18 protein-coding genes are annotated in these 23877 nt (G+C 69.0%); 7 read left to right on the top strand and 11 right to left on the bottom strand.

Annotated features, from left to right (window positions below):
* Positions 1–5 precede the first annotated feature (5 nt).
* The 3 genes from rpsG to ACQCO7_RS25625 all read right to left on the bottom strand — a co-directional run bounded on the left by rpsG (position 6) and on the right by ACQCO7_RS25625 (position 2110).
* Positions 6–476 carry a 30S ribosomal protein S7 gene (gene rpsG / locus ACQCO7_RS25635; RefSeq protein ID WP_010354273.1) on the bottom strand — a complete coding sequence of 157 codons (471 nt, stop codon included), beginning with the start codon at positions 474–476 and terminating at the stop codon, positions 6–8.
* A gap of 2 nt (positions 477–478) precedes the next feature.
* On the bottom strand, positions 479–850 hold the full coding sequence (rpsL, locus tag ACQCO7_RS25630; RefSeq protein ID WP_003948652.1) for a 30S ribosomal protein S12: 372 nt from the start codon (positions 848–850) through the stop codon (positions 479–481).
* Positions 851–1105: 255 nt separating this feature from the next.
* A complete protein-coding gene (locus tag ACQCO7_RS25625; RefSeq protein ID WP_464074021.1) occupies positions 1106–2110 on the bottom strand; it encodes a glycosyltransferase family 2 protein in 1005 nt (334 codons plus the stop codon).
* A 248-nt stretch (positions 2111–2358) separates the two neighbouring features.
* On the opposite strand from ACQCO7_RS25625, the gene ACQCO7_RS25620 reads away from it, so the two are divergent.
* Positions 2359–3609 carry a glycosyltransferase family 39 protein gene (locus tag ACQCO7_RS25620; RefSeq protein WP_464074020.1) on the top strand — a complete coding sequence of 417 codons (1251 nt, stop codon included), beginning with the start codon at positions 2359–2361 and terminating at the stop codon, positions 3607–3609.
* A gap of 310 nt (positions 3610–3919) precedes the next feature.
* Here ACQCO7_RS25620 and ACQCO7_RS25615 read toward each other — a convergent pair whose 3' ends face one another.
* Complete coding sequence (locus ACQCO7_RS25615) at positions 3920–4396, bottom strand: DUF1707 and DUF4190 domain-containing protein (RefSeq protein ID WP_464074019.1); 477 nt, start codon at positions 4394–4396, stop codon at positions 3920–3922.
* 299 nt (positions 4397–4695) lie between these two features.
* Here ACQCO7_RS25615 and ACQCO7_RS25610 point away from each other — a divergent pair, with 299 nt between their 5' ends.
* The 6 genes from ACQCO7_RS25610 (at position 4696) to ACQCO7_RS25585 (ending at position 11706) form a co-directional block, all read left to right on the top strand.
* Positions 4696–5445, top strand: a complete 750-nt coding sequence (locus ACQCO7_RS25610; RefSeq protein ID WP_464074018.1) for a Crp/Fnr family transcriptional regulator — start codon at positions 4696–4698, stop codon at positions 5443–5445.
* 125 nt (positions 5446–5570) lie between these two features.
* Positions 5571–6314 carry a hypothetical protein gene (locus ACQCO7_RS25605; RefSeq protein ID WP_464074017.1) on the top strand — a complete coding sequence of 248 codons (744 nt, stop codon included), beginning with the start codon at positions 5571–5573 and terminating at the stop codon, positions 6312–6314.
* Positions 6311–8485: a hypothetical protein gene (locus tag ACQCO7_RS25600; protein WP_464074016.1), complete on the top strand. Its 2175-nt coding sequence runs from the start codon at positions 6311–6313 to the stop codon at positions 8483–8485. The genes ACQCO7_RS25605 and ACQCO7_RS25600 overlap by 4 nt, the downstream gene beginning before the upstream one ends.
* Before the next feature lie 39 nt (positions 8486–8524).
* Positions 8525–10108, top strand: a complete 1584-nt coding sequence (locus ACQCO7_RS25595; protein WP_464074015.1) for a hypothetical protein — start codon at positions 8525–8527, stop codon at positions 10106–10108.
* A complete protein-coding gene (locus ACQCO7_RS25590; protein ID WP_464074014.1) occupies positions 10105–10635 on the top strand; it encodes a Pycsar system effector family protein in 531 nt (176 codons plus the stop codon). The genes ACQCO7_RS25595 and ACQCO7_RS25590 overlap by 4 nt, the downstream gene beginning before the upstream one ends.
* A gap of 45 nt (positions 10636–10680) precedes the next feature.
* Positions 10681–11706 carry a M48 family metalloprotease gene (locus tag ACQCO7_RS25585; RefSeq protein ID WP_464074013.1) on the top strand — a complete coding sequence of 342 codons (1026 nt, stop codon included), beginning with the start codon at positions 10681–10683 and terminating at the stop codon, positions 11704–11706.
* Positions 11707–11769: 63 nt separating this feature from the next.
* Here ACQCO7_RS25585 and ACQCO7_RS25580 read toward each other — a convergent pair whose 3' ends face one another.
* The 7 genes from ACQCO7_RS25580 to rplA form a co-directional block, all read right to left on the bottom strand.
* A complete protein-coding gene (locus ACQCO7_RS25580) occupies positions 11770–15669 on the bottom strand; it encodes a DNA-directed RNA polymerase subunit beta' (RefSeq protein ID WP_010354284.1) in 3900 nt (1299 codons plus the stop codon).
* A 94-nt stretch (positions 15670–15763) separates the two neighbouring features.
* Entirely contained in the window at positions 15764–19249 is a 3486-nt protein-coding gene (gene rpoB, locus ACQCO7_RS25575; protein ID WP_464074012.1) for a DNA-directed RNA polymerase subunit beta, read from the bottom strand.
* A 568-nt stretch (positions 19250–19817) separates the two neighbouring features.
* On the bottom strand, positions 19818–20195 hold the full coding sequence (gene rplL / locus ACQCO7_RS25570) for a 50S ribosomal protein L7/L12 (RefSeq protein ID WP_010354287.1): 378 nt from the start codon (positions 20193–20195) through the stop codon (positions 19818–19820).
* A gap of 129 nt (positions 20196–20324) precedes the next feature.
* Positions 20325–20855 (bottom strand): 50S ribosomal protein L10, encoded by a 531-nt coding sequence (gene rplJ / locus ACQCO7_RS25565; protein ID WP_010354288.1) that lies wholly within the window; start codon positions 20853–20855, stop codon positions 20325–20327.
* 303 nt (positions 20856–21158) lie between these two features.
* Positions 21159–22130 carry an SCO4651 family lipoprotein gene (locus ACQCO7_RS25560; RefSeq protein WP_464074011.1) on the bottom strand — a complete coding sequence of 324 codons (972 nt, stop codon included), beginning with the start codon at positions 22128–22130 and terminating at the stop codon, positions 21159–21161.
* Positions 22131–22216: 86 nt separating this feature from the next.
* Positions 22217–23011: an SCO4651 family lipoprotein gene (locus tag ACQCO7_RS25555; RefSeq protein WP_464077288.1), complete on the bottom strand. Its 795-nt coding sequence runs from the start codon at positions 23009–23011 to the stop codon at positions 22217–22219.
* A gap of 122 nt (positions 23012–23133) precedes the next feature.
* Positions 23134–23859 carry a 50S ribosomal protein L1 gene (gene rplA, locus ACQCO7_RS25550; protein ID WP_464074010.1) on the bottom strand — a complete coding sequence of 242 codons (726 nt, stop codon included), beginning with the start codon at positions 23857–23859 and terminating at the stop codon, positions 23134–23136.
* Positions 23860–23877 lie beyond the last annotated feature (18 nt).

Genomic DNA, 23877 nt, shown 5'->3' with positions numbered 1-23877 from the left:
TGCGACTACCAGCGGTAGTGCGCGAAGGCCTTGTTGGACTCGGCCATCTTGTGCGTGTCCTCGCGCTTCTTGACGGCCGCACCGAGGCCGTTCGAAGCGTCGAGAAGCTCGTTGAGCAGGCGCTCGGTCATGGTCTTCTCGCGACGGGCGCGGGAGTAACCGACGAGCCAGCGCAGCGCGAGCGTGTTGGCGCGACCGGGCTTGACCTCGATCGGGACCTGGTACGTCGCACCACCGACACGGCGGGACTTGACTTCGAGCGTCGGCTTGATGTTCTCCAGCGCGCGCTTCAGCGTGATGATCGGGTCGTTGCCCGTCTTCTCACGCAGACCCTCCATGGCGCCGTAGACGATGCGCTCGGCGGTGGAGCGCTTGCCGTTCATCAGCACCTTGTTGATGAGGGAGGTCACCAGAGGAGAGGCGTAGACCGGGTCGATGATGACCGGGCGCTTCGGGGCGGGGCCCTTACGAGGCATTCTTACTTCTCCTTCTTGGCGCCGTAGCGGCTGCGGGCCTGCTTGCGGTTCTTGACACCCTGGGTGTCGAGGGAACCGCGGATGATCTTGTAGCGAACACCGGGCAGGTCCTTCACACGGCCACCACGCACGAGCACGATGGAGTGCTCCTGCAAGTTGTGTCCCTCACCCGGAATGTAAGCAGTGACCTCGATACCGCTGGTCAGACGCACACGCGCGACCTTACGCAGGGCCGAGTTCGGCTTCTTCGGGGTGGTCGTGAACACACGCGTGCAGACGCCACGGCGCTGGGGCGAACCCTCGAGCGCGGGCGTCTTGTTCTTCTCGACCTTGTCCTGCCGGCCCTTCCGGACCAGCTGCTGGATCGTAGGCACTACTTCTCCGGTTTCTGTGTGCCGATGGTGAAGCTAACCTGGAACGTCGCCGACCCACGCGGTCGGGTGTGTCGGACCCGGCACACCCCCGCCGTGAGGCGGGAAGAGGCGCGGATCGCGGTGGCCGTACACGGCTCGTGTGCGGTTCGAAGGCACGCACAGGAGCCAGGGCACACCCCAGGCACAAGGTCTGAGCGTACCCAGCACACCGACTTCGGTCAAAACGAATACGCAGGGCACGACACGCCGGTGATTTCAGGACTTCGTCCGGACCTCGGTCTCGGCGGGTGTATCGGCGTGTGTATCGGTGGCCACGAAGTACGTCGGTCTGTTCTGCACCGCCGTGTAGATCCGGCCCACGTACTCCCCCAGCAGCCCCACGCAGATCAGCTGAACAGCGCCGATGAACAGGACGCCGGTGAACAGGGACGTCCAGCCCGGGACCGTCTCCTCGTACGCGTGCGCCCACAGCGTGTAGCCGATGAGACCCAGGCACACCAGGAACGCGAACCCCCCGAGCCAGGTCGCGATCCTCAGCGGCGCCGCCGAGAATCCCGTCACACTGTCCACCGCCAGCCGGATCATCCGGCCCAGCGGGTACTTGCTGCGGCCCGCCGTCCGCGCCTCCCGCTCGTACGTCACCTCGCCGCTCGGGAAACCCAGCCAGGGCACCAGCAGCCGGTACACCCGCTGCTGGTCCGGGAGCGCCTTCAGGGCGTCCACGGCGGCGCGGCTGAGGAGACGGAAGTCACCGGCCTGCGCGGGCACGGAGGGGCCCGCCAGGCGGCGTACGAGGCGGTAGTAGAGGGACGCGGTCCAGCGTTTGAAGCCGGTGTCGGTGGCGCGGTCGGCGCGGATGCCGTACACGATGTCCAGGCCGCCCCCGCGCGCCAGGTCCAGCATCTCCGGGATCTTCTCCGGGGGGTCCTGGAGGTCGGCGTCGATACTGACGGTGTAGGCGCCGAGCGAGCGGTCGAGACCGGCGGTCAGCGCGGCCTGGTGACCGGAGTTCCTCCGCAGCGTGATGACCCTCAGCTCCGGCCACCCCAGCCGGAACGCGTCCAGCAGAACGGCGGTACGGTCCGAACTGCCGTCGTCCACGGCCACGACCTCGTACGGCACGAGCCCATCGAGGACCGGCCGGAGTCTGCTCACGAGCGCGGGCAGCGCCTCTTCCTCGTTGAACATCGGCACGACGACCGAAAGCACCACCGGCGCGCCCGGTATGCCATCGTCCTGCCTGTCGTCTCTTGGGTCCACGCGCCCCTCCCGAACCTGTGGAGCGGATGTGCGACTCTGGTGCGATCTTATGCCTAGGCTCTGTCGTCACCTTCCCGTCGTACGCCCGGAGGGCGTGCCGGGCGGGGTCTGGTGCGTGCAGCTGCAAGGCGGAGGAGGGCGGCGATGCGGAGCATCGGCAACCGACGACAACGCCGCAGATGCGCGTGCCAGACCCCGCCCGGCAGGCGGGAAGGTGACGACAGAGCCTATAAGGGGGGAAACCACCCATGAGTACGACCGCGACCGACTCCGTGGTGACGGCGCCTGAGCCACCGCGCCGCTTCGCGGTGCCCGCCGGGGTACGACCGTACCTTCCCCCGCTCGCGCTGTACGGCGTCTGCAAGCTGGTCGGTCTGGGCGTCTTCGCGTACCTCCTGGAGTGGACCGGGGACTACAGGACCAGGGACCCGCGCTTCGGCGGCGGCGCGCACTGGTGGGACGTCCTGTCCACCTGGGACGGCTGGTGGTACCTCCAGGTCGCCGAGAAGGGGTACGACCCCAAGCCCCTCCAGCACCTCGCGCCGGGCGGCATGTTCACCGTCCAGCAGGACTCGGTCGCCTTCTTCCCCCTCTTCCCGGCCCTGATCCGCGGCACCTCGGAGATCACCGGCCTCGGCCTCTACGGCTCCGCGATCCTGGTCTCGGTCGTCAGCTCCTTCATCGCCGCGGCGGGCATCTACGCGGTGATCTCCCTGCTGGCGGGCCCCCGCGCCGGCACGATCGCCGCGGGCCTGTGGGCCATCGTGCCCGGCGCCGGCGTCGAGTGGGCCGTCTACTCCGAGTCCCTCTTCGTCGCCATCGCGTCCTGGACCTGCTGGTACGTGATGAAACGCCGCTGGGTGGCGGCGGGGCTGCTCGCGTTCCTGGCGGGCCTGAACCGTCCCACGTCGGCCGCGCTCATCGGCGCGGTGGGGCTGGCGGCACTGGTCACCCTGGCCCGTCGCGAGACCCGCCGGGAACACGGCATCGCCGGACCGGTGTACGCGATGATCGCGGCGCCGATGGGCCTGCTCACGTACATCACCTGGGTCGGCCTCAGCATGGGCGACCTCACGGCGTACTTCACCCTCCAGCGCGAGGGCTGGGCGCACTACTTCGACTTCGGCGCCTACACGTTCGACGTCCTGCGCAACACGGCGGTCGGCAAGACGGACTACTTGTTCGCGTTCCCGACGCCGGACCTGATCGCGGTACTCCTGGTCCTGACGCTCCCGTTCCTGATCGCCCTGATGCTACGAGCAAAGCCTCCCCTGGTCCTGGTCGCCTACACGCTGGCATCGATCATCACGGTCCTGGGCACGCAACAGATGTTCGCGAACACCCCGAGGTACTTGCTCCCGGCGTTCCCCTTGCTCCTGGCCCCGGCGATGGCACTGGGCCGCCTGAAGTGGACGACGCTGGCAACGCTGTTCGGAACGTTCGCGGTGGCATCGGGTTGGTACGCGCACTACTTGATGTTCGAACTGGGCATCCCGTAGACCGGATAGCCGAGACCGAAGAGCAACCCTGTCTTTATAGGGGCGCGGGGCTCTGCCGCCGGCCGCGAGGGCGCGACACAGCAACCGCGTCTTTCCAGAGGCACGGGGCCGTATCCATTTGCCGCCACCGCCGCGCGAGCGCGACACAGCAACCGCGTCTTTCAGGGACACGGGGCCGTACCCATTCGCGACTACCGCCACGCGAACGCGCCACAGCAACCACGTCCTTTAGGGGCGCGGGGAACTGCGCGACAAGCCACAACGCACCCGCACCCGCCGACGCACCCAGCCCCCCTCCCCGGTCCGCCCCCTACGCCGCGATCAGCACCATCAACAAAATGAACGCGGCCCACCCGGCAATGGACAGCCACCCGAGGATGATCCCCGCCATGGCGAACCCGTCCCCGCCCTCCCCGGTCCGCTGGATCTCCGTCCGAGCCGTGTGCCCGAGAATCACCGCGGGAATCCCCGTCAACCCCATCGTCATGGTCGTCAGCACCCCACACACCAACGCCCCCACAGCCTTACCGTTCGTCGGCGGCGCGGGCATGGGCCGAAACGTCCGCGGCACATACCCCTGAGGCGGCCCGAACTGCTGCACAGGCGCAGGCCCCTGAGGCAGATCGGAGACGATCAGCGACAGCTCCCCCACGGTCCGGGCCTGATACGCCCGGGCAACCCGCTTCTCCAGCTCATCCGCCTGCAACCGCCCCTCACTGAACCCGGCCCGCAGCACATCGACAGCCCGCTCCCGGTCGGCCGTGGACGCCAGCATCCCCTGCTGCATCCCCGAAGGACCTTGCTGCCCACCCTGCCCTTGAGCCGGCTGCCACGGCTGCCACGGCGTCGGATACGACACGGGACCTCCCCCGGACGGCACTTCTCTTACCCCTATCATCCCCCAACGCCCGACACGCGCCCACGGTTCCACCCGACGACTCCACCTCCGAAAGAATCACGGCCACCCCGCACGCCCCACCCCTGGCACATATCCGGAAACGTTGGCCGATTCGCGCTCTTCCCACCCCGACGACCTTGCGCTTTCAGTACGTTGACCGGTCCGCTGCGAGGAAATCGGGGGCAAGAGTGACAAGTACGGCGGTGTACTCACCGGACGACGGAGGGCTGGACGACCGGGTGCCCTTCCTGGCCCGGCTGGAGACGAAGGACCGCTCGGCGATGCTGAGCCTCGGCCGCCGGCTGGACTTCACGGCCCGCATGGTCCTCATCCACCAGCACGAACCGTCCTCCCACGTCCTGTTCCTGGTGCGTGGCTGGACGAAGGTGACGGCATCGGCGGCGAACGGCTACGAGGCCCTCCTCGCCCTGCGCGGCCCGGGAGACATCGTCGGGGAGTCGGCGGCACTCACCGGCCGCCCCCGCTCGGCGACGGTGACGGCGCTGGAACCGGTGGAGGCGGTCGCCGTGGAGCACGAGCGTTTCAAGGAGTTCCTGGGCCGCTTCCCCGCCGTGTCCTTCGCGCTCCTCGGCCTGACGGCGGACCGCACGCGCGCGGCGGACCGGCGCCGCCTGGAGTTCGCCTCGATGAGCGTGCGCCAGCGCTTCGCCGTCCTGCTGCTGGACCTGGCCCGCACGCACGGCCGCCGCGCCGAGGGAGGTGTCGAGCTCGCCGTACCGCTGAGCAAGCAGGAGCTGGCGGGGTCGGTGGGCGCGTCCCGCGAGATGGTGCAGCGGCTGCTGCGGGAGCTGCGCGACAAGGAGGCGGTGCTCACGGGCCGCCGGACGCTGCTGATCCGCCGGCCGGACGTGCTGCGCCGGATCGCGGCGATGGAACTCCCGGGAATCCCCTCACCGCAGGGTCCTCGCGAGGAGTGACCACACGGTTCCCAGCAGTCGTTCTGTGCACACGGTCACAGAACGAGTGAGTCATCCGCCCTCACCGCTCGGGCCGCGCGAACGCCACGCTGTTGCCTCGCACCGGCCCCTTCGGAGAGGCGACCATGACCGACCCCGTGCACCGCACCATCCTGCTGCTGGACATCGAGGCGTACAGCGACCGTGACGACGTGGAGCAGGCGTACCTGCGCCGCATGCTCTACGACATCGCCGACCGCGCACTCGAAAGCGCCGGCATCGACGAGACGCTGCGGCTGCGCGCGGACCGCGGGGACTCCGTGATGGAGCTCGTCGAGTCGAGCGCCCCGGTCACGGCGCTGCTGCGCAGCCTGCTCACCGGGGTGCCGGCGCAGCTGCGCTCGGTCAACCGGATGGCGTCGCGTTCGGCGCAGATCCGGCTGCGCGGTGTCGTCGCCACCGGCTGGGTCGCGGTGGACGAGCACGACGGCTGGGTCGGCTCCGACCTGAACCACGCCTGCCGGCTGCTCGACGCGGACGTCCTGCGGGAGGCGCTGAGGAAGCGCGCCGACGACTTCGCGCTGTGCGTCTCGCAGGCCGTGTACGCCGGAGTCGTCCGGCACGACCACACCAGCATCCCGAAGGAGGAGTTCCACGAGGTGACCGTGGACAGCAAGAACGGCCCGCTGACGGCATGGCTGCACGGCCCGGTGCCGCGCCGGTCGGAGAAGGCGAAAGCACCGGCCCCGGCCCCCGGCACCGGCACCGGCACCGGCACCGGCAGCGTCGGCGGCGGCACGGTCGGCGGCGACCAGAACAACGTCACCGGCAACAGCGTCGGCGGCGACTTCGTCATCGGCTCGGTCCGCAAGCGGGGTGAGGGTTCGTGAGCACGGCCGAACCGCAGCAGGCCGACTCCGCTCCGGCGGACGAGGCCCACGCGGAGGGCGGGGAGGAGGAGCCCGAGGAACTCGACCAGCCGCAGAACGCCTGGTCGGCGAGGCGGGACCTGGTCGACCACAGCCCGCGCAGCATGAGCATCGGCGCCCAGGCCCGCTTCGGCGGCGGCACGGTCGACGGCGACCAGAACAACGTCACCGGCAACAGCGTCGGCGGCGACTTCGTCATCGGGACCAAGACGGTCTACCAGTTCTCCCTGGCCGGCTTCTCGTCCCGGGCCGCCGCCTCCGGCGAGATCCCGGCGAGCACCCTGGAGCGGCTGCACGAGGACTTCACCGCCGACGAGACCGTCGTCACCGGCCTGCTCGACCGGCTGCGCCGCGACCACGTCCTCGTCCTGTCCGGCGCCCGCTTCACCGGCCGCCGTACGGCCGCGCTGATGCTGCTGCACCGGCTCGGCCTCACGAGCGTCCGCGCGCTGGACGGCGGCGTCGAGCCGGGTGCCCTGGCCGACCAGGTCACCGCCCCCGACACCCCCGACGACGCGGCGGACCCCTCGCGCGGGTACGTCATGTGCGACATGGTCACCCGCCGCGACCGCCCGCTGCGCGAACCCCATCTGCTCGCCGCCCGCGACCGGCTCGGGGAGCACGGCTACCTGGTCATCACCGTCGACCTCACCGCCGTCCTCGACAGCGTGCCGTTCGTCGCGTCCTGGCAGCCGCCCGCCGCCGCCGACGTCCTCGCCGCGCACCTGACGGCCCGCACCGACGCCGGGACCGCGGCCAAGCTGCTCGACCTCCCGGACGTCACCGAGTTCCTGCGGCGGGGGCACCAGCTGCGCGAGGTCGCGGCCTTCGCCCAGCACCTCACCCGGTACGCGCGCGGCGAGGTGGGCGCCGACGCGGTCGCGCAGTTCTCGCTGGTGTCGCTGGAGAGCCAGGTCCAGGAGTGGTTCGAGGAGGACGAGGCGTCGATCCACCTGCGGGACAAGGCGTTCCTGGTGGCCCTCGCCGCGTTCGACGGCGGCCCGTACGCCCTCACCGCCGAGGTCAGCGACCTGCTCTACCGCCTCCTCCAGGAGACCTGGAACCGCTCCCTGGCCCCCGAGGTCCCGGTCTTCGGCACGCACATCGGCAAGCGGCTCCAGCTCGCCCGCGCGGAGAGGTTCGAGGAGGACGAGCACACCGAGTGGGGCCCGGTCCCCCAGCAGAAGGCCAGGTTCGTCGACGAGCGGATCTCGTACGTCCTGCTGCGCGAGGCGTGGACGGGCCATCCGTCCGCCCGCCCCGCGCTGATCGGCTGGCTGCGCAAGCTCGCCGACGACGGCCGCCCCCTGGTCCGCACCCGGGCCGCGTCGACCGTCGCGGTCCTGGCCCTCACGGACCTGCCCTCGGCGATGGCACTGGTCATCGAGCCGTGGGGGACGTCCAAGCCGTTCCGGCAGCGGCAGGTCGCGGTGAGCGCGCTGACCCTCGCGCACCTCATCGGCACCCCGCACGTCCCGCGCATCCTCGACGGCTGGTGCGAGGGCAACGACCCCCGGCTGCGCTGGGTGGCCGTCCGCGCCTACGGCCTCCTCGGCCCGGAACGCCCCGAACAGGCGCTCGCCGCGCTGCGGAAAGCCGTACACCGGCTGTACGAGGGCGATCCCGACGACCTCGACACCGAGATCCTGCGCGAACTCGCCGCCGCCGTGGACCTGTTGCTGCTCTCCCCCACCGGCGACCGCGCCCTCGCCGAGCTGCTGGCCCGGATGAACGACGACCGGCCGGTGCGCGAGCTGACGCTCAACGGCTTCCTGAGCGCCTGCGAGCACACGGAAGGGGACGCGCCCCACGGCGATCCGCTGGTCCTGGCCTGGTACGCCCGCTCGGCGGCCGACACCGGTGCTGGGGACGGCGTCCCCGCCCTGTGGCGGGCCGCGCTCGCCGACCCGGGGACCACCGACGACGCGCTGACCGTCCTGCGGAACTGGGTCCTGACCGCCGACCGGTCCAAGGCCGCCGAGTGGGCGCTCGCCGCCCTGCTCCCCCGGCTCGTCACCACGTCCGCCGAACACCAGCGGCTGAGCCACCTGCTGCGGACCATGCCCGGCGAGGACGGCAGTCCCCCGCCCGAGGTGGCGTCGCGCCTGCTGGCCGTCCTGCCGCCCCGCTGACCCGCTGCCCCTCTGACCCGTACCGAGGAGACCTCCACCATGCCCGCCTTCTCCCGACCGCCCGAGTGGCAGCAGCCCGCGGACCGGCACACCGCGCTGGTCGACCCGGTGCTCACCGTGCGCCAGCTGGGCCGCCTCGACCTCAACCTCAAACCGCTGGTCCGCATGGACCACGCGCTGGTCTTCACCACCCCGAAGGGCGGCTACGACCCCTTCCTGCCGCCCCGGCGCCCCACCCGCGGCGAGATCGCGGCGCGGCGCTACACCTCCGTGTACGAGGTGGACATGGGGGTGCACCCGTTCACCGCCGAACTGGCGCTGCCCAGCGACAACGACGCGTTCGAGTTCACCGCCTCCGTCGACCTGTCCTGGCAGGTCCTCGACCCGGCCCGGTTCGTGGTCAGCGGGCACCGGGACGTACCGAGGCTGTTGCTCGGCGAGTTGCAGCAGGCGGCCAGACCGGTGACCCGGCGCTTCGCCATCGCCGACAGCGCCGACGCCGAGTACGAACTGCTGCGGGCGGTCACCGTTCTCGGCCCGCTCGGGGAGAGCGCGGGGCTGCGGGTCGACTGGACGCTGCGGCTGCGCCGCGACCAGGAGGCCATCGACCACCAGCGCCGGCTCCAGACCATCGACCACACCGCGTCCGAGCAGATCCGCGCGACGGAGCACGGCATGCGCGTCGACGCCGAGACGGACCGCCGCGCCCGGCAGCAGGACCGGCTCCAGCTCGACCGGGCCATGGAGTACGGCGTACGGCAGCAGGAGTTCGCCCTCCAGCAGCAGAACTGGCAGCACGCGCTGGCGATGCGGCAGGGACAGCACCTGCTGGAGTTGCAGCGCGTCGAGGCCGAGAAGATCAGCTTCTATCAGTGGCACCTGTCCCAGGGCGGCGTCCAGGCATGGGCCCTGCACCTCGCGCAGCACCCCGAGGACTCCCAGCTGGTCATGAACACGATGCGCGAGGACCAGCTCCGCATGATCCAGGCCCAGATGGACCTCGTGGCCAAGCTCCTGAGCGACGGAACACCCGAGAACTACGAACTGGAGGGCCCCAAACAGCTCGCGCTACGCACGGTCAGCGACATCCTCAACCAGCGCCTCCCGGGCGTCCCCCAGACCCCGCCCCTCATCGCACCGACCGGAGTCCAGCCGACGCCGGCACAGCAGACTCCCACCCAGGAGCCCCACCCCCTGCCCGGCCCTCGTCCCGCACCGGCACCCCCGGCACACCCCGCCGAACCGCAGGACACGCAACCCACCACCCCGGCCTGGACTCCACCCGTCCCTTCCGTACCGCAGGACGCACAACCCCCCACCCCAGCCTGGACACCGCCCATCCCCACCACCCCGGCCTGGACGCCAGCCGCCCCCACCGAACCGCAGGACGCGCAACCCGCCATCCCAGCCTGGGCACCCCCCGTCCCGCCATACCCCCCGCCGCCCACCCTGTCGGCGCCGTACCCGGGAATCCCCTCCCCGCCTCCCGTCCCCCCGCAGCCCCCGGCCTGGCAGCCCCCTCCCGGCTACGGCAGCACCCCCACGCTGCCCGCGCAGACGCCGCCCGGAAACGACGGGCCGCCGGACACCCCGGACGACTCCCGGCAGGCGAGCGCCACATGACGGCCGTCGGCCCGATACCGCCCCCGGCGGACCCCGCCGAACGCCTCCGCCTGTGCGAGCGTCTCCTCACCGACCTGCGCACCGAGATAGCGCGCGCCGACAGCAAGGCGGCCGTGCTGGTCGCCGCGCTGGGCATGACGGCCGGGATGTTCAGCGGCCTGCTCGCCGGACGGGACTGGACGCCGGCCGCGCTGTCCGCCCCGGGAGCCGTGCTGTGGTGGTCGGGGACCGGCCTCCTCACCGGCTCCCTCCTCGCCCTGCTCCTCGCCGTGCTCCCGCGCTACCGCACCGGCTCGTGGGCACCGGGCCTGCCGCTGACGTACTTCGGCGACATCCGGCAGGCGGTCCGCCAGGGCCGGCTGGAGCCCGCGCTCGCCGACACGGAGCGCGACCCGGCAGCCGCCCTCACCACGGCTCTCACGGAGTCGAGCCGTATCGCCGCCCGCAAGCACGGGTGGATCCGCGTCGGCCTGACCGCCTTCTGCCTCGGCACGGCCCTGCTCCCCGCGTCCCTGCTGATCGGCTGAGCCGCCGCACACCGTCCCCGACCGAAGCCACCGACTGGAACCCACATGACTCAGCAGCCACCGGAGCCTCCCCCGTACCCACAGGCGCCGCAGTATCCGCAGTACCCGCAGACCCCGTCACCCGAGCCCACCGCACCCCCCGTCCACCCGCACCACATCAGCACCGAGCGGGGCCGCGTCCACCTCCGCAAGGACCAGCGCCGGACCGACGTCACCGCCGTCGGCAGCCTGCTGCTCCACCTGCCGAACTTCCTGTGCAGCCTGTTCGTCGTCGTCCTCGTGTCGATGCTCTTCCGGGAACTCGCCGTCGTCGTGGTGCTGGCGTGGCTCGCCAGCGGCGCACTCATGTTCCACCGGCCCACGGAAAGCGCCCTGGCGCGCTATCTGCTCCATCTGCGCCACCCCACTCCACAAGAACGAGCCAAACTGGAACCGGTCTGGAACGAGGTCACCGCCCGCGCGGGGGTGGACGGCCGCACCTACGAACTGTGGGTGGAGGACAGCGACAGCCTGAACGCGGTCGCCGCGGCCGGCCACATCGTCGGCGTCACCCGCTTCGCCATGAACGAACTCCCCAACGGCGAACTCGCCGCCGTCATGGCGCACGAACTCGGTCACCACGTCGGCGGCCACGCCTGGTCCGGCCTGCTCGGCCACTGGTACGCGCTGCCCGGCCGGCTCGCCTGGCGGGCCCTGAAGGCGGTCCTCGGCCTCGTGTACAAGGTGTCGCGGGCCTTCGGCTGCGTCGGCGTCTCCATCGCCGTGCTGTTCATCGGCGGTATCGCGCTGGCGACGATCAGCAGCCTGTACGGTCTGCCGCTGCTCCTGCCGACCGTCCCGTACGCGCTCGCCGCCGTCAGCAGGCGTGCCGAGCTCCAGGCCGACCGGCACGCGGCGGCGCTGGGTTTCGCCCCGATGCTGGCCGCCGTCCTCGAAAAGCTGCACGAGCAGCAGGAGCGGGCCGCCGCCACCCACCCGGGCGCCGGGACACTCGCCAGGCTGCTCTCCTCGCACCCGGACTACCACACGCGGCTGCACCACCTCCACCGGCACCCCGGCCCGCCGCGCTGACACGCCGAAGGGCGGCCACCCCCGAGGAGTGACCGCCCTTCAAGCACTGCCGAGCCCTAGGGCCTACTGGTTGTACGGACCGTAGTCGTAGTCCTCCAGCGGAACGGCCTGGCCGGAGCCCGTGCCGAACGGCGAGTAGTCGATGTCGTCGTAACCGACGGCCGAGTACATCGCGGCCTTGGCCTCCTCGGTCGGCTCGACCCGGATGTTGCGGTAGCGGGACAGACCCGTACCGGCCGGGATGAGCTTACCGATGATGACGTTCTCCTTGAGCCCGATGAGGCTGTCGGACTTGGCGTTGATCGCCGCGTCCGTCAGGACCCTCGTCGTCTCCTGGAAGGACGCCGCCGACAGCCAGGACTCCGTGGCCAGCGAGGCCTTGGTGATACCCATGAGCTGCGGACGACCGGAGGCCGGGTGACCGCCCTCCTGGACGACCCGACGGTTCTCGGTCTCGAACTTCGACCGCTCGACCAGCTCGCCCGGCAGGAGCTCCGCGTCGCCGGACTCGATGATCGTCACCCGGCGCAGCATCTGCCGGATGATGATCTCGATGTGCTTGTCGTGGATCGACACGCCCTGCGAGTTGTAGACCTTCTGGACCTCGCCGACCAGGTGGACCTGGACGGCACGCTGACCGAGGATGCGCAGCACGTCGTGGGGATTGGTCGCGCCGACCGTGAGCTTCTGGCCCACCTCGACGTGCTCACCCTCACTGACCAGCAGACGCGCACGCTTCGAGATCGGGAACGCCGTCTCGTCGCTGCCGTCGTCCGGCGTGATGACGATCTTCTTGGTCTTCTCGGTCTCCTCGATCCGCACGCGGCCCTGGGCCTCGGAGATCGGGGCGACACCCTTCGGGGTACGGGCCTCGAAGAGCTCGACGACACGCGGCAGACCCTGCGTGATGTCGTCACCGGCCACACCACCGGTGTGGAAGGTACGCATCGTCAGCTGGGTACCGGGCTCACCGATGGACTGCGCGGCGATGATGCCGACCGCCTCACCGATGTCGACCAGCTTGCCGGTGGCCAGCGAGCGGCCGTAGCAGAAGGCACAGGTGCCGACGTGCGACTCGCAGGTCAGGATCGAGCGGGTCTTGACCTCCTCGATGCCGTGCAGGACCAGCTCGTCGATGAGGACGTCACCGAGGTCGGTGTTGGCCGGGGCCAGCACACGGCCGTCGACGGTGATGTCCTCGGCGAGCATCCGGGCGTAGACGGACGTCTCGACGTTCTCCGTCTTGCGCAGCACGCCGTCCTCGCCGCGCTCGGCGATGGCCAGCTTGAGGCCGCGGTCGGTGCCGCAGTCCTCCTCGCGGATGATGACGTCCTGCGAGACGTCCACCAGACGACGGGTCAGGTAACCCGAGTCGGCGGTACGCAGGGCGGTGTCGGCGAGACCCTTACGGGCACCGTGGGTGGAGATGAAGTACTCCAGCACGGACAGGCCCTCACGGAACGAGGCCTTGATCGGACGCGGGATGGTCTCGTTCTTCGCGTTCGACACCAGACCACGCATACCGGCGATCTGCCGCATCTGCATCATGTTTCCTCGGGCACCCGAGTCAACCATCATGAAGATGGGGTTCGTCTTGGGGAAGTTCGCGTTCATCGCCTCGGCGACCTCGTTGGTCGCCTGCGTCCAGATCTGGATGAGCTCCTGGGTGCGCTCTTCCTTGGTGATCAGACCGCGCTCGTACTGCTTCTGGACCTTCTCGTCCTTGGCCTCGTACCCGGCGACGATCTCCTTCTTCGCCTCGGGAACGACGACGTCGGAGATGGCAACGGTGACACCGGAACGGGTCGCCCAGTGGAAGCCGGCCGCCTTCAGGTTGTCCAGCGTCGCGGCGACGATCACCTTGGGGTAGCGCTCGGCGAGGTCGTTGACGATCTCGGAGAGCTGCTTCTTGCCCACCGAGTAGTCGACGAACGGGTAGTCCTCGGGCAGCAGCTCGTTGAAGAGCGCGCGGCCCAGCGTGGTGCGCAGCCGGAAGCTGTCACCCTGCTGCCACTCCGGCTCGTCCGCCTCGCGCACCGGCGGCGTCCAGCCACGCGGCGGGATGGTGCCCACCGGGAAGCGGATGTCGACCGGCGACTGGAGCGCGAGCTCCCCGGCGTCGAACGCCATGATCGCCTCGGGCACCGAGGAGAAGGAACGGTCCTCGCCCTTGGTGTCGCGCAGCTCGCCGTCGGTGGTGAGGAAGAACAGACCGAGGACCATGTCCTGGGTCGGCATCGTCACCGGACGCCCGTCGGCGGGCTTGAGGATGTTGTTCGAGGACAGCATCAGGATGCGGGCCTCGGCCTGCGCCTCCGCGGAGAGCGGCAGGTGGACGGCCATCTGGTCACCGTCGAAGTCCGCGTTGAACGCGGTGCACACGAGCGGGTGGATCTGGATGGCCTTGCCCTCGACGAGCTGCGGCTCGAAGGCCTGGATGCCGAGGCGGTGCAGGGTGGGCGCACGGTTCAGCAGCACCGGGTGCTCGGCGATGACCTCTTCGAGGACGTCGTACACGACGGTGCGGCCACGCTCGACCATGCGCTTGGCGGACTTGATGTTCTGCGCGTGGTTGAGGTCCACGAGCCGCTTCATGACGAACGGCTTGAAGAGCTCAAGGGCCATGGCCTTCGGCAGACCGCACTGGTGCAGTTTGAGCTGCGGACCGACGACGATCACGGAACGCGCGGAGTAGTCCACACGCTTGCCGAGGAGGTTCTGGCGGAAACGGCCCTGCTTGCCCTTGAGCATGTCGCTCAGGGACTTCAGCGGGCGGTTGCCGGGACCGGTGACCGGGCGACCACGACGACCGTTGTCGAAGAGGGCGTCCACGGCCTCCTGGAGCATGCGCTTCTCGTTGTTCACGATGATCTCGGGCGCGCCGAGGTCGAGAAGCCGCTTCAGGCGGTTGTTGCGGTTGATCACACGGCGGTACAGGTCGTTCAGGTCGGAGGTCGCGAAGCGGCCACCGTCCAGCTGCACCATCGGGCGGAGGTCCGGCGGGATGACCGGGACGCAGTCCAGCACCATGCCCTTGGGGCTGTTGCTGGTCTGGAGGAACGCGGAGACGACCTTGAGGCGCTTGAGCGCGCGGGTCTTCTTCTGGCCCTTGCCGGTGCGGATGATCTCGCGGAGGCGCTCGGCCTCCTCTTCGAGGTCGAAGGACTCCAGCCGCTTCTGCAACGCGGCGGCGCCCATCGAGCCGTCGAAGTAGGTGCCGAACCGGTCGCGCAGCTCGCGGTAGAGCAGCTCGTCGCCCTCCAGGTCCTGGACCTTGAGGTTCTTGAACCGGGCCCAGACCTCGTCGAGGCGGTCGATCTCGCGCTGCGAACGGTCGCGCAGCTGCTTCATCTCCCGCTCGGCGCCTTCGCGCACCTTGCGGCGCACGTCGGACTTGGCACCCTCGGCCTCCAGCTCGGCCAGGTCGCCTTCCAGCTTCTTGGCACGAGCCTCCAGGTCGGAGTCCCGGCGGTTCTCGATCTGCTGCCGCTCGACGGAGACGTGCGCCTCCAGGGAGGGCAGGTCACGGGTACGGCGCTCGTCGTCGACGTACGTGATCATGTACGCCGCGAAGTAGATGACCTTCTCCAGGTCCTTCGGGGCGAGGTCGAGCAGGTAGCCCAGGCGCGACGGGACGCCCTTGAAGTACCAGATGTGGGTGACGGGAGCGGCCAGCTCGATGTGGCCCATCCGCTCACGGCGCACCTTGGCGCGGGTGACCTCGACGCCACAGCGCTCACAGATGATGCCCTTGAAGCGGACACGCTTGTACTTGCCGCAGTAGCACTCCCAGTCCCGGGTCGGACCGAAGATCTTCTCGCAGAAGAGCCCGTCCTTTTCCGGCTTCAGGGTGCGGTAGTTGATCGTCTCGGGCTTCTTGACCTCGCCGTGGCTCCACTGGCGGATGTCATCCGCGGTGGCCAGGCCGATCCGAAGCTCGTCGAAGAAGTTGACGTCGAGCACTATGCGTCAATCCCTCTCAGGGTTGTCAGTCATGGGGTCTGAAACGGGGGTCCTGGGGCCGGCCGGGTTCACGGGGAACCCGGCCCAACTCCCGTCAGACCTCTTCGACGCTGCTCGGCTCGCGCCGGGACAGGTCGATGCCGAGCTCTTCCGCCGCGCGGAAGACGTCCTCGTCGGTGTCGCGCATCTCGATGGACATGCCGTCCGAGGACAGCACCTCCACGTTGAGGCACAGGGACTGCATCTCCTTGATGAGCACCTTGAAGGACTCGGGGATGCCCGGCTCGGGGATGTTCTCGCCCTTGACGATGGCCTCGTAGACCTTCACGCGGCCGGTGACGTCGTCGGACTTGATGGTCAGCAGCTCCTGGAGGGCGTACGCGGCGCCGTAAGCCTCCAGCGCCCACACCTCCATCTCACCGAAGCGCTGGCCACCGAACTGGGCCTTACCACCCAGCGGCTGCTGGGTGATCATCGAGTACGGACCGGTCGACCGGGCGTGCAGCTTGTCGTCGACCAGGTGGTGGAGCTTGAGGATGTACATGTAGCCGATGGACACCGGGTCCGGGAACGGCTCACCGCTGCGGCCGTCGAACAGCCGCGCCTTGCCGGTCGGCTGCACCATGCGGTCGCCGTCGCGGTTCGGGATGGTGTGGTTCAGCAGACCCGCGAGCTCGTCCTCACGCGCACCGTCGAACACCGGGGTGGCGACGTTGGTGCCGGGGGCGACCTGGTCGGCGCCGATGACCTGGAGGCGCTTGGCCCAGTCCTCGGCGAGCCCGGAGACGTCCCAGCCACGGCTGGCGAGCCAGCCGAGGTGGATCTCCAGCACCTGTCCCGGGTTCATTCGGGACGGCACACCCAGCGGGTTGAGGATGATGTCGACCGGCGTGCCGTCCTCCAGGAACGGCATGTCCTCGATCGGCAGGATCTTCGAGATGACACCCTTGTTGCCGTGACGGCCGGCGAGCTTGTCACCGTCGGTGATCTTCCGCTTCTGCGCGACGTACACACGCACCAGCTGGTTGACACCGGGGGGCAGCTCGTCGCCCTCCTCGCGGTCGAAGACGCGTACGCCGATGATCTTGCCGATCTCGCCGTGCGGCACCTTCAGCGAGGTGTCACGGACCTCACGCGCCTTCTCACCGAAGATCGCGCGCAGCAGCCGCTCTTCCGGCGTCAGCTCGGTCTCACCCTTGGGCGTGACCTTGCCGACCAGGATGTCACCGGCGACGACCTCGGCACCGATGCGGATGATGCCGCGCTCGTCGAGGTCGGCGAGGACCTCCTCGGAGACGTTCGGGATGTCCCGGGTGATCTCCTCGGGGCCGAGCTTGGTGTCACGGGCGTCGACCTCGTGCTCCTCGATGTGGATCGAGGAGAGGACGTCGTCCTGCACGAGGCGCTGCGACAGGATGATCGCGTCCTCGTAGTTGTGGCCCTCCCACGGCATGAAGGCGACCAGCAGGTTCTTGCCGAGCGCCATCTCGCCGTTCTCGGTGGCCGGACCGTCGGCCAGGACCTGGCCGGCGATGATCCGGTCGCCCTCGTCGACGATGACCTTCTGGTTGACCGAGGTGCCCTGGTTGGAGCGGGAGAACTTGTGCAGGCGGTACGTGATGTACGTGCCGTCGTCGTTCGCCGTGGTGATGTAGTCCGCGGAGACCTCCTGGACCACACCGGGCTTCTCGGCCTTGACGACGTCACCGGCGTCGACGGCGGAGCGGTACTCCATGCCGGTGCCGACGAGCGGGGCCTCGCTCTTGATGAGCGGAACGGCCTGACGCATCATGTTCGCGCCCATGAGGGCACGGTTGGCGTCGTCGTGCTCAAGGAACGGGATCATGGCGGTCGCGACCGACACCATCTGGCGCGGCGAGACGTCCATGTAGTCGACCTCGTCACCGGGGACGTAGTCGACCTCGCCGCCACGACGGCGGACCAGGACGCGGTTCTCGGTGAAGCGCAGGTCGTCGTCGAGCGTGGCGTTGGCCTGCGCGATGACGAAGCGGTCCTCCTCGTCGGCGGTCAGGTAGTCGACGTCGTCGGTGACGACGCCCTCGACGACCTTGCGGTACGGGGTCTCGACGAACCCGAACGCGTTGACCCGGCCGTAGGAGGCGAGCGAGCCGATCAGACCGATGTTCGGGCCTTCGGGCGTCTCGATCGGGCACATGCGGCCGTAGTGCGAGGGGTGCACGTCACGGACCTCGAAGCCGGCCCGCTCACGGGAGAGACCACCCGGGCCGAGAGCCGACAGACGGCGCTTGTGGGTGAGACCCGACAGCGGGTTGTTCTGGTCCATGAACTGCGACAGCTGGCTGGTGCCGAAGAACTCCTTGATGGAGGCGACGACCGGCCGGATGTTGATCAGGGTCTGCGGCGTGATCGCCTCGACGTCCTGGGTGGTCATGCGCTCACGCACGACCCGCTCCATACGGGCGAGACCCGTACGGACCTGGTTCTGGATCAGCTCGCCGACCGACCGCAGACGGCGGTTGCCGAAGTGGTCGATGTCGTCGGTCTCGACGACGATCGTCTGACCGCTGTCGCCGACCGTCTCGGTCTCGCCCGCGTGCAGCTTGACGAGGTACTTGATCGTCGCGATGACGTCCTCGACGGTCAGCACACCGGCGTCGAGCGGCGCGTCCGCCGCGAGCTTCTTGTTGACCTTGTAGCGGCCGACCTTCGCGAGGTCGTAGCGCTTCGGGTTGAAGTAGAGGTTCTCGAGCAGCGTCTGCGCGGCCTCACGGGTCGGCGGCTCGCCCGGACGGAGCTTGCGGTAGATGTCGAGCAGCGCGTCGTCCTGGCCCTGGGTGTGGTCCTTCTCCAGGGTGGCGCGCATCGACTCGTACTCGCCGAACTCCTCCAGGATCTGCTCGGTCGTGTAGCCGAGGGCCTTGAGGAGGACGGTCACGGACTGCTTGCGCTTGCGGTCGATGCGGACACCGACCATGTCGCGCTTGTCGATCTCCATCTCCAGCCAGGCACCCCGGGACGGGATGATCTTCGCGGAGAAGATGTCCTTGTCGGACGTCTTGTCGATGGAGGAGTCGAAGTAGACACCGGGCGAGCGCACGAGCTGCGACACGACGACACGCTCGGTGCCGTTGATGACGAAGGTGCCCTTGCCGGTCATGAGCGGGAAGTCGCCCATGAAGACCGTCTGGGACTTGATCTCACCGGTCTCGTTGTTGGTGAACTCGGCGGTGACGAAGAGCGGCGCGGCGAACGTGAAGTCGCGCTCCTTGCACTCGTCGATGGAGTTCTTCGGCGGCTCGAAGCGGTGGTCGCGGAAGGTCAGCGACATCGACCCGGAGAAGTCCTCGATCGGGGAGATCTCCTCGAAGATCTCCTCCAGGCCGGACTTGGTGGGGACGTCCTGACCGGACTCCAGAGCCGCCTCGACGCGGCTCTGCCAGGCAGTGTTGCCGAGCAGCCAGTCGAAGCTCTCGGTCTGGAGTGCGAGCAGGTTCGGAACCTCGAGAGGCTCCCTGATCTTTGCAAAAGAGATGCGCAGCGGGGCAGTGCTGGCGGCGTTGTTCGTATTCGCGGTCGAGGCGGTGCGCGAGGCGGCCAAGAGGGGGTCCTTCCGAGGGCTCGGACTCACTACGCGCTTCCCGGCCCCTCCCCGGCGCACCAGACGACAGAAATTCCCAGGTCAGGGCCGTTTCAGTCGCTGATGCTCAAGTGAGGGCAGACCCCTGGTGACGGGCAGGGGATAGCTAACAGGCAGCGCAAAGGGTCAGTGTAGCCACTCGGCACACTGATGTCCAGCCCCGATTTTCAACAGCCCTCGTCGTCACTCACAGCCCTCGGCGTGCTCGCCCTCGATGCACGGTCATCCTGCCCTCTTCGCCGCCGATCCATGCCTCGGATTCGGATCCTTGTGACGACGCGTCCTGAGAATTGCGCGCTGCGTGCTGTTCGTCAAGAGCCCCCCGCCCGAACAGAGGGTGTCCGGAGACACGACGAAGATCACCATACCCCTCGTGAACAGGGGTTCAAGGTAACCGTGGCCACCCTTCCAGGAACGCCGAAGAGCGACCACCCGGATGGATGATCGCTCTTCGCGGTGCTCGCGTTACAGCCCTAGCGGACTGTTTTTCGAGACGGGTTCCGAGACTCTTTCCGAGGCTCGGAAGGTGTTACTTGACCTCGACCGAGGCGCCGGCGCCCTTGAGGGCCTCGGCGGCCTTCTCGGCGGCGTCCTTGGCGACCTTCTCGACGACGGCCTTCGGCGCACCGTCGACCAGGTCCTTGGCCTCCTTGAGGCCCAGGGAGGTGAGCTCGCGCACGACCTTGATGACCTGGATCTTCTTGTCGCCGGCACCCGTGAGGATGACGTCGAACTCGTCCTTCTCCTCCGGCGCCTCGGCAACGGCGGCCGGGCCGGCCGGGGCGGCGGCGACCGCGGCGGCGGCGGTGACGTCGAACTTCTCCTCGAACGCCTTCACGAACTCGGAGAGCTGGATGAGGGTCATGCCCTCGAACTCGGCGAGCAGTTCGTCCTGGGTGAGCGCCATGGTGGCTGCTCCTTCCACTTCTCATTCGGCTGGTGCCGGGATGTACATGTCTGGCGGGCGTACGTTCGGCCCGCTACGACCCACGCGCTACGGCGGATGCCTCACGCGGCGGTCATGATGCGAGCCGAGTTACTCGGCACCGCCCTGCTCGTCCCGCTTGGCACGAAGCGCGTCCACGGTGCGGACGAGCTTCGACGGAAGCGCCTGGAAGAGCTGTGCAGCCTGCGTCTGCTTGCCCTTCATGGCACCCGCCAGCTTGGCGAGCAGAACCTCGCGGGACTCGAGGTCCGCGAGCTTCTTGATCTCGTCGGCGGACAGCGCCTTGCCGTCAAGGACACCGCCCTTGATGACGAGGTTCGGGTTGTCCTTGGCGAAGTCACGAAGACCCTTCGCCGACGTCACCGGGTCACCGGTGATGAAGGCGACCGCCGTCGGACCGTTGAACAGGTCGTCGAGCGTCGAGATCCCGGCCTCGTTGGCCGCGATCTTGGTCAGCGTGTTCTTCACCACGGCGTACTGGGCGTCAGCACCGAGCGAACGGCGCAGCGTCTTGAGCTGCGCCACGGTGAGACCCCGGTACTCGGTCAGCACGGCGGCGTTCGAGCTGCGGAACTGCTCCGTCAACTCGGCTACCGCGGCAGCCTTGTCGGGCCTTGCCATGAGCGTCGGCCTCCTTCCGGGTGATGAGACCGCTCGGAAGGGGCTGGTTAAAACGAAACGCCCCGGCGCAGGCGCACGGGGCGTAGCTCGACCGGCACTCGCACACCGCTGGGGCGGCGAACTCCGGGAGCACTTCCACGAACACCTGCGCGGGTCGTCCGCATATCAGCGGATCCTTCGGCCACCGCACATCCTGACGGACACACGGCAACGACCAGCGGTCTTTGGCTTCTCAAGGAGAGTACGCGACCGGATCCACGCGGGGCAAATCCGGTCGTACGACGATGAGGTTCCCGGCGCGGCTCAGGTCGCCGGGGTGTTCTCCAGGCCCTGGAGGTCGAGGTCGCCGGCATCCAGCCCCTCCAGGTCCTTGTCGAGGCCCTTCAGCTTGTCGCCGAGGTTCTTGAACATGTCCATCAGGTCGAAGGTGTCCTTGGCGGCCGGCGGCGTGACCTTGGCCTGCGCGCCGTAGTCGGAGAGCTTCATGCTCATCTTGAGCGCGCCGTCGGGGTGGTCCATCACGACGTCCATCCGGACCGGGAGGTCGTCCTTGTTGACCCAGACGTCCGTGTCGTAGCCCGTGAAGCCGGACTTCTCGATGCCCTTGAGGAGCTTGGCGCGGTCGGCGGAGTCCAGGACGTCCAGCGACTTGTTGGACGCCAGCATCTCCTTGACCGTGAGCAGGCCCTTGTAGTGCTCCGCCTCGACGCCGTCGATCTTCTCGCTGCCGATGTGCTTGATGTTCGGCGATTCGAGCAGCAGGGCGAGCTGGTCCACCGGGCTCTGGTTCATGTTCTCCAGGCCGGCGGTCATCTGCTTCTGGAGCGCCTTGTCGCCGCTGGCCTTGGCGGCGGCCATCATGTCGAGCTTCATCCAACGCTTGCCGTCCGTCAGCTCGGCGATGTCCGGCGAGGCGCCCATGTCCATGTACATGACGTTGTCCGCCATGATCATGCGGACGCTCTCGGGGGCGCCCGGCTCGCTCGTGAGACCGTCGCCCTTCATCGTGACGTCCATCACGGTCGGGTCCCAGCCCATGACGCCGGTCATCGTCGTGTCGCCGCCGCCGTCCATGGCCTTCGGCATCGACATGGTCATGCTGACCTTCGCGGACTTGGCCTCCGAGGTCTTCTCGAAGGACGCCGTCAGCGCCTGAGCCGCCGTCCGCTCCACGGTGTCGGACGCGTTCCCGCAGGCCACGGCACCGGTCAGCACCAGGGCGGTCACACCGGCGGCGGCGGTCTTCTTCCGGACGTTCACAAGTACCCCCCACATCCCGAGGAGCCTCCCCAGGCTCCCCTTCCTTTGCTTTACCTGTATAGAACCTTAGTCCGAGGCCCCCTTTACTGTCCCCGACGTTTTCACCCGCCCGAGAGTTCCCGCACCAGCTCCGAGAAGTCCGCGGTGTCCTTCGCCGGGGGCCGCTCGGCGGTCACCTTCGTGCCGTAGTCCCCGTAGTACGCGGTCTGGCTGTACGCCCCGTCCGCGGTGACACCCTTCTCCACCTTCTTCACCAGCAGGTTCCGCTCGTCGACCCACACGTCCACCCGCTCGGTCGTCACACTGGACGCGTCGGAGTCCACGGCCCCCGCGTAGTGCGTCGTACGCCGCCCCCGCACCGTCTCCCGGCCAACCTCGCGCACGTCCCCCGAGGCCAGCAGGAGCTTCACCGCGCGGCTGGGGGCCGTGTGCCGGAGCTGGTCCTGGATGTAGGCACCGGCGCCGCCCGCGAGGCGCTCCAGATCGGCGTACGCGTACCGCACCCACTGCTTGCCGCCGGCCTCCTTCGCGAGCCGGGCGCCCGTGCGCGCGTAGTACGCGTCCGGCAGATAGCGGGCCTCCGTCGAGGACACGCCCGCCTCCCGCATGGTCTCGGCGACGCTGCCCCCGGTGTAGGTCAGCACGAGCGTCCCCGTGAACCCCCGCGCCCACGACACCGCCCCCTCGGCCGTCAGGGACATCACCTTCCCCATCACCGTGCTCGACTCGACCTTCGCCGACCCGGCGTCCGTGGTGGCCCGCTCGGCGCCGCGCAGGGCCTTGACCGGCGCGCTCGCCGCCGCCGTAGTACCCCCGGCCCGCGGCTGCGGCGTCGTACACGCGACGCTCCCCACCAGCAGGGCCACGGTCGCCCCCCACAGCCCCACCCGCGCCATCCGTCCCACCACCCCTGTGCGATCTCCGTTCCCGCACGTTAACCCAGGCCACCGACAACGGGAACGGGCCCCACACCCGAAGGCGTGGGGCCCGTGTCCGACTACGAGGCGAGCGGTGAGGCTCAGACCGCGGCCGGGTCCTCCTCGACGAGGAGGTTGCGGGTGCGGTTGGGGTCGAGCTGGATGCCGGGGCCGATCGTGGTGCTGATCGCGGCCTTCTTGATGTAGCGGCCCTTCGCGGCGGACGGCTTGAGACGCGTGATCTCCTCGAGCGCCGCGGCGTAGTTCTCCACCAGCTTCTCGTCCTCGAAGGACGTCTTGCCGATGATGAAGTGCAGGTTCGAGTGCTTGTCGACGCGGAACTCGATCTTGCCGCCCTTGATGTCCGTGACGGCCTTGACGACGTCCGGGGTGACGGTGCCGGTCTTCGGGTTCGGCATCAGACCACGCGGACCGAGCACGCGGCCGAGGCGGCCGACCTTGCCCATGAGGTCCGGGGTGGCGACGACGGCGTCGAAGTCCAGGCGGCCCTTGGCGACCTCGTCGATCAGTTCGTCGGAGCCGACGATGTCGGCGCCCGCGGCTTCCGCGGCGGCAGCACGGTCACCGGTCGCGAAGACCAGGACCCGGGCGGTCTTGCCGGTGCCGTGCGGCAGGTTCACGGTGCCACGGACCATCTGGTCGGCCTTGCGCGGGTCGACACCCAGGCGGAAGGCGACCTCGACGGTGCCGTCGAACTTCGAGGTGGAGGTCTCCTTGGCGAGACGGACGGCCTCGAGCGGGGCGTACAGCTTCTCCCGGTCGATCTTGGCGTCCGCAGCGCGAAGGGCCTTGCTGCGCTTGCTCATTACTGCTCCTGTGAGGTT

The organism is Streptomyces saintjeani, from assembly GCF_055409605.1.
This window is presented reverse-complemented; position numbering and strand designations above follow the sequence as displayed.

What these genes read in the sequence shown, in the direction of transcription:
- ACQCO7_RS25620 (WP_464074020.1), top strand. Translation starts at nt 2,359, where the DNA reads ATGAGTACGACCGCGACCGACTCCGTGGTGACGGCGCCTGAGCCACCG.
- ACQCO7_RS25595 (WP_464074015.1), top strand. Translation starts at nt 8,525, where the DNA reads ATGCCCGCCTTCTCCCGACCGCCCGAGTGGCAGCAGCCCGCGGACCGG.
- rpsG (WP_010354273.1), bottom strand. Translation starts at nt 476, where the DNA reads ATGCCTCGTAAGGGCCCCGCCCCGAAGCGCCCGGTCATCATCGACCCG.
- ACQCO7_RS25560 (WP_464074011.1), bottom strand. Translation starts at nt 22,130, where the DNA reads ATGTGGGGGGTACTTGTGAACGTCCGGAAGAAGACCGCCGCCGCCGGT.
- ACQCO7_RS25585 (WP_464074013.1), top strand. Translation starts at nt 10,681, where the DNA reads ATGACTCAGCAGCCACCGGAGCCTCCCCCGTACCCACAGGCGCCGCAG.
- ACQCO7_RS25590 (WP_464074014.1), top strand. Translation starts at nt 10,105, where the DNA reads ATGACGGCCGTCGGCCCGATACCGCCCCCGGCGGACCCCGCCGAACGC.
- ACQCO7_RS25605 (WP_464074017.1), top strand. Translation starts at nt 5,571, where the DNA reads ATGACCGACCCCGTGCACCGCACCATCCTGCTGCTGGACATCGAGGCG.
- ACQCO7_RS25555 (WP_464077288.1), bottom strand. Translation starts at nt 23,011, where the DNA reads ATGGCGCGGGTGGGGCTGTGGGGGGCGACCGTGGCCCTGCTGGTGGGG.
- rplA (WP_464074010.1), bottom strand. Translation starts at nt 23,859, where the DNA reads ATGAGCAAGCGCAGCAAGGCCCTTCGCGCTGCGGACGCCAAGATCGAC.
- ACQCO7_RS25615 (WP_464074019.1), bottom strand. Translation starts at nt 4,396, where the DNA reads ATGCAGCAGGGGATGCTGGCGTCCACGGCCGACCGGGAGCGGGCTGTC.
- rplL (WP_010354287.1), bottom strand. Translation starts at nt 20,195, where the DNA reads ATGGCGCTCACCCAGGACGAACTGCTCGCCGAGTTCGAGGGCATGACC.
- rplJ (WP_010354288.1), bottom strand. Translation starts at nt 20,855, where the DNA reads ATGGCAAGGCCCGACAAGGCTGCCGCGGTAGCCGAGTTGACGGAGCAG.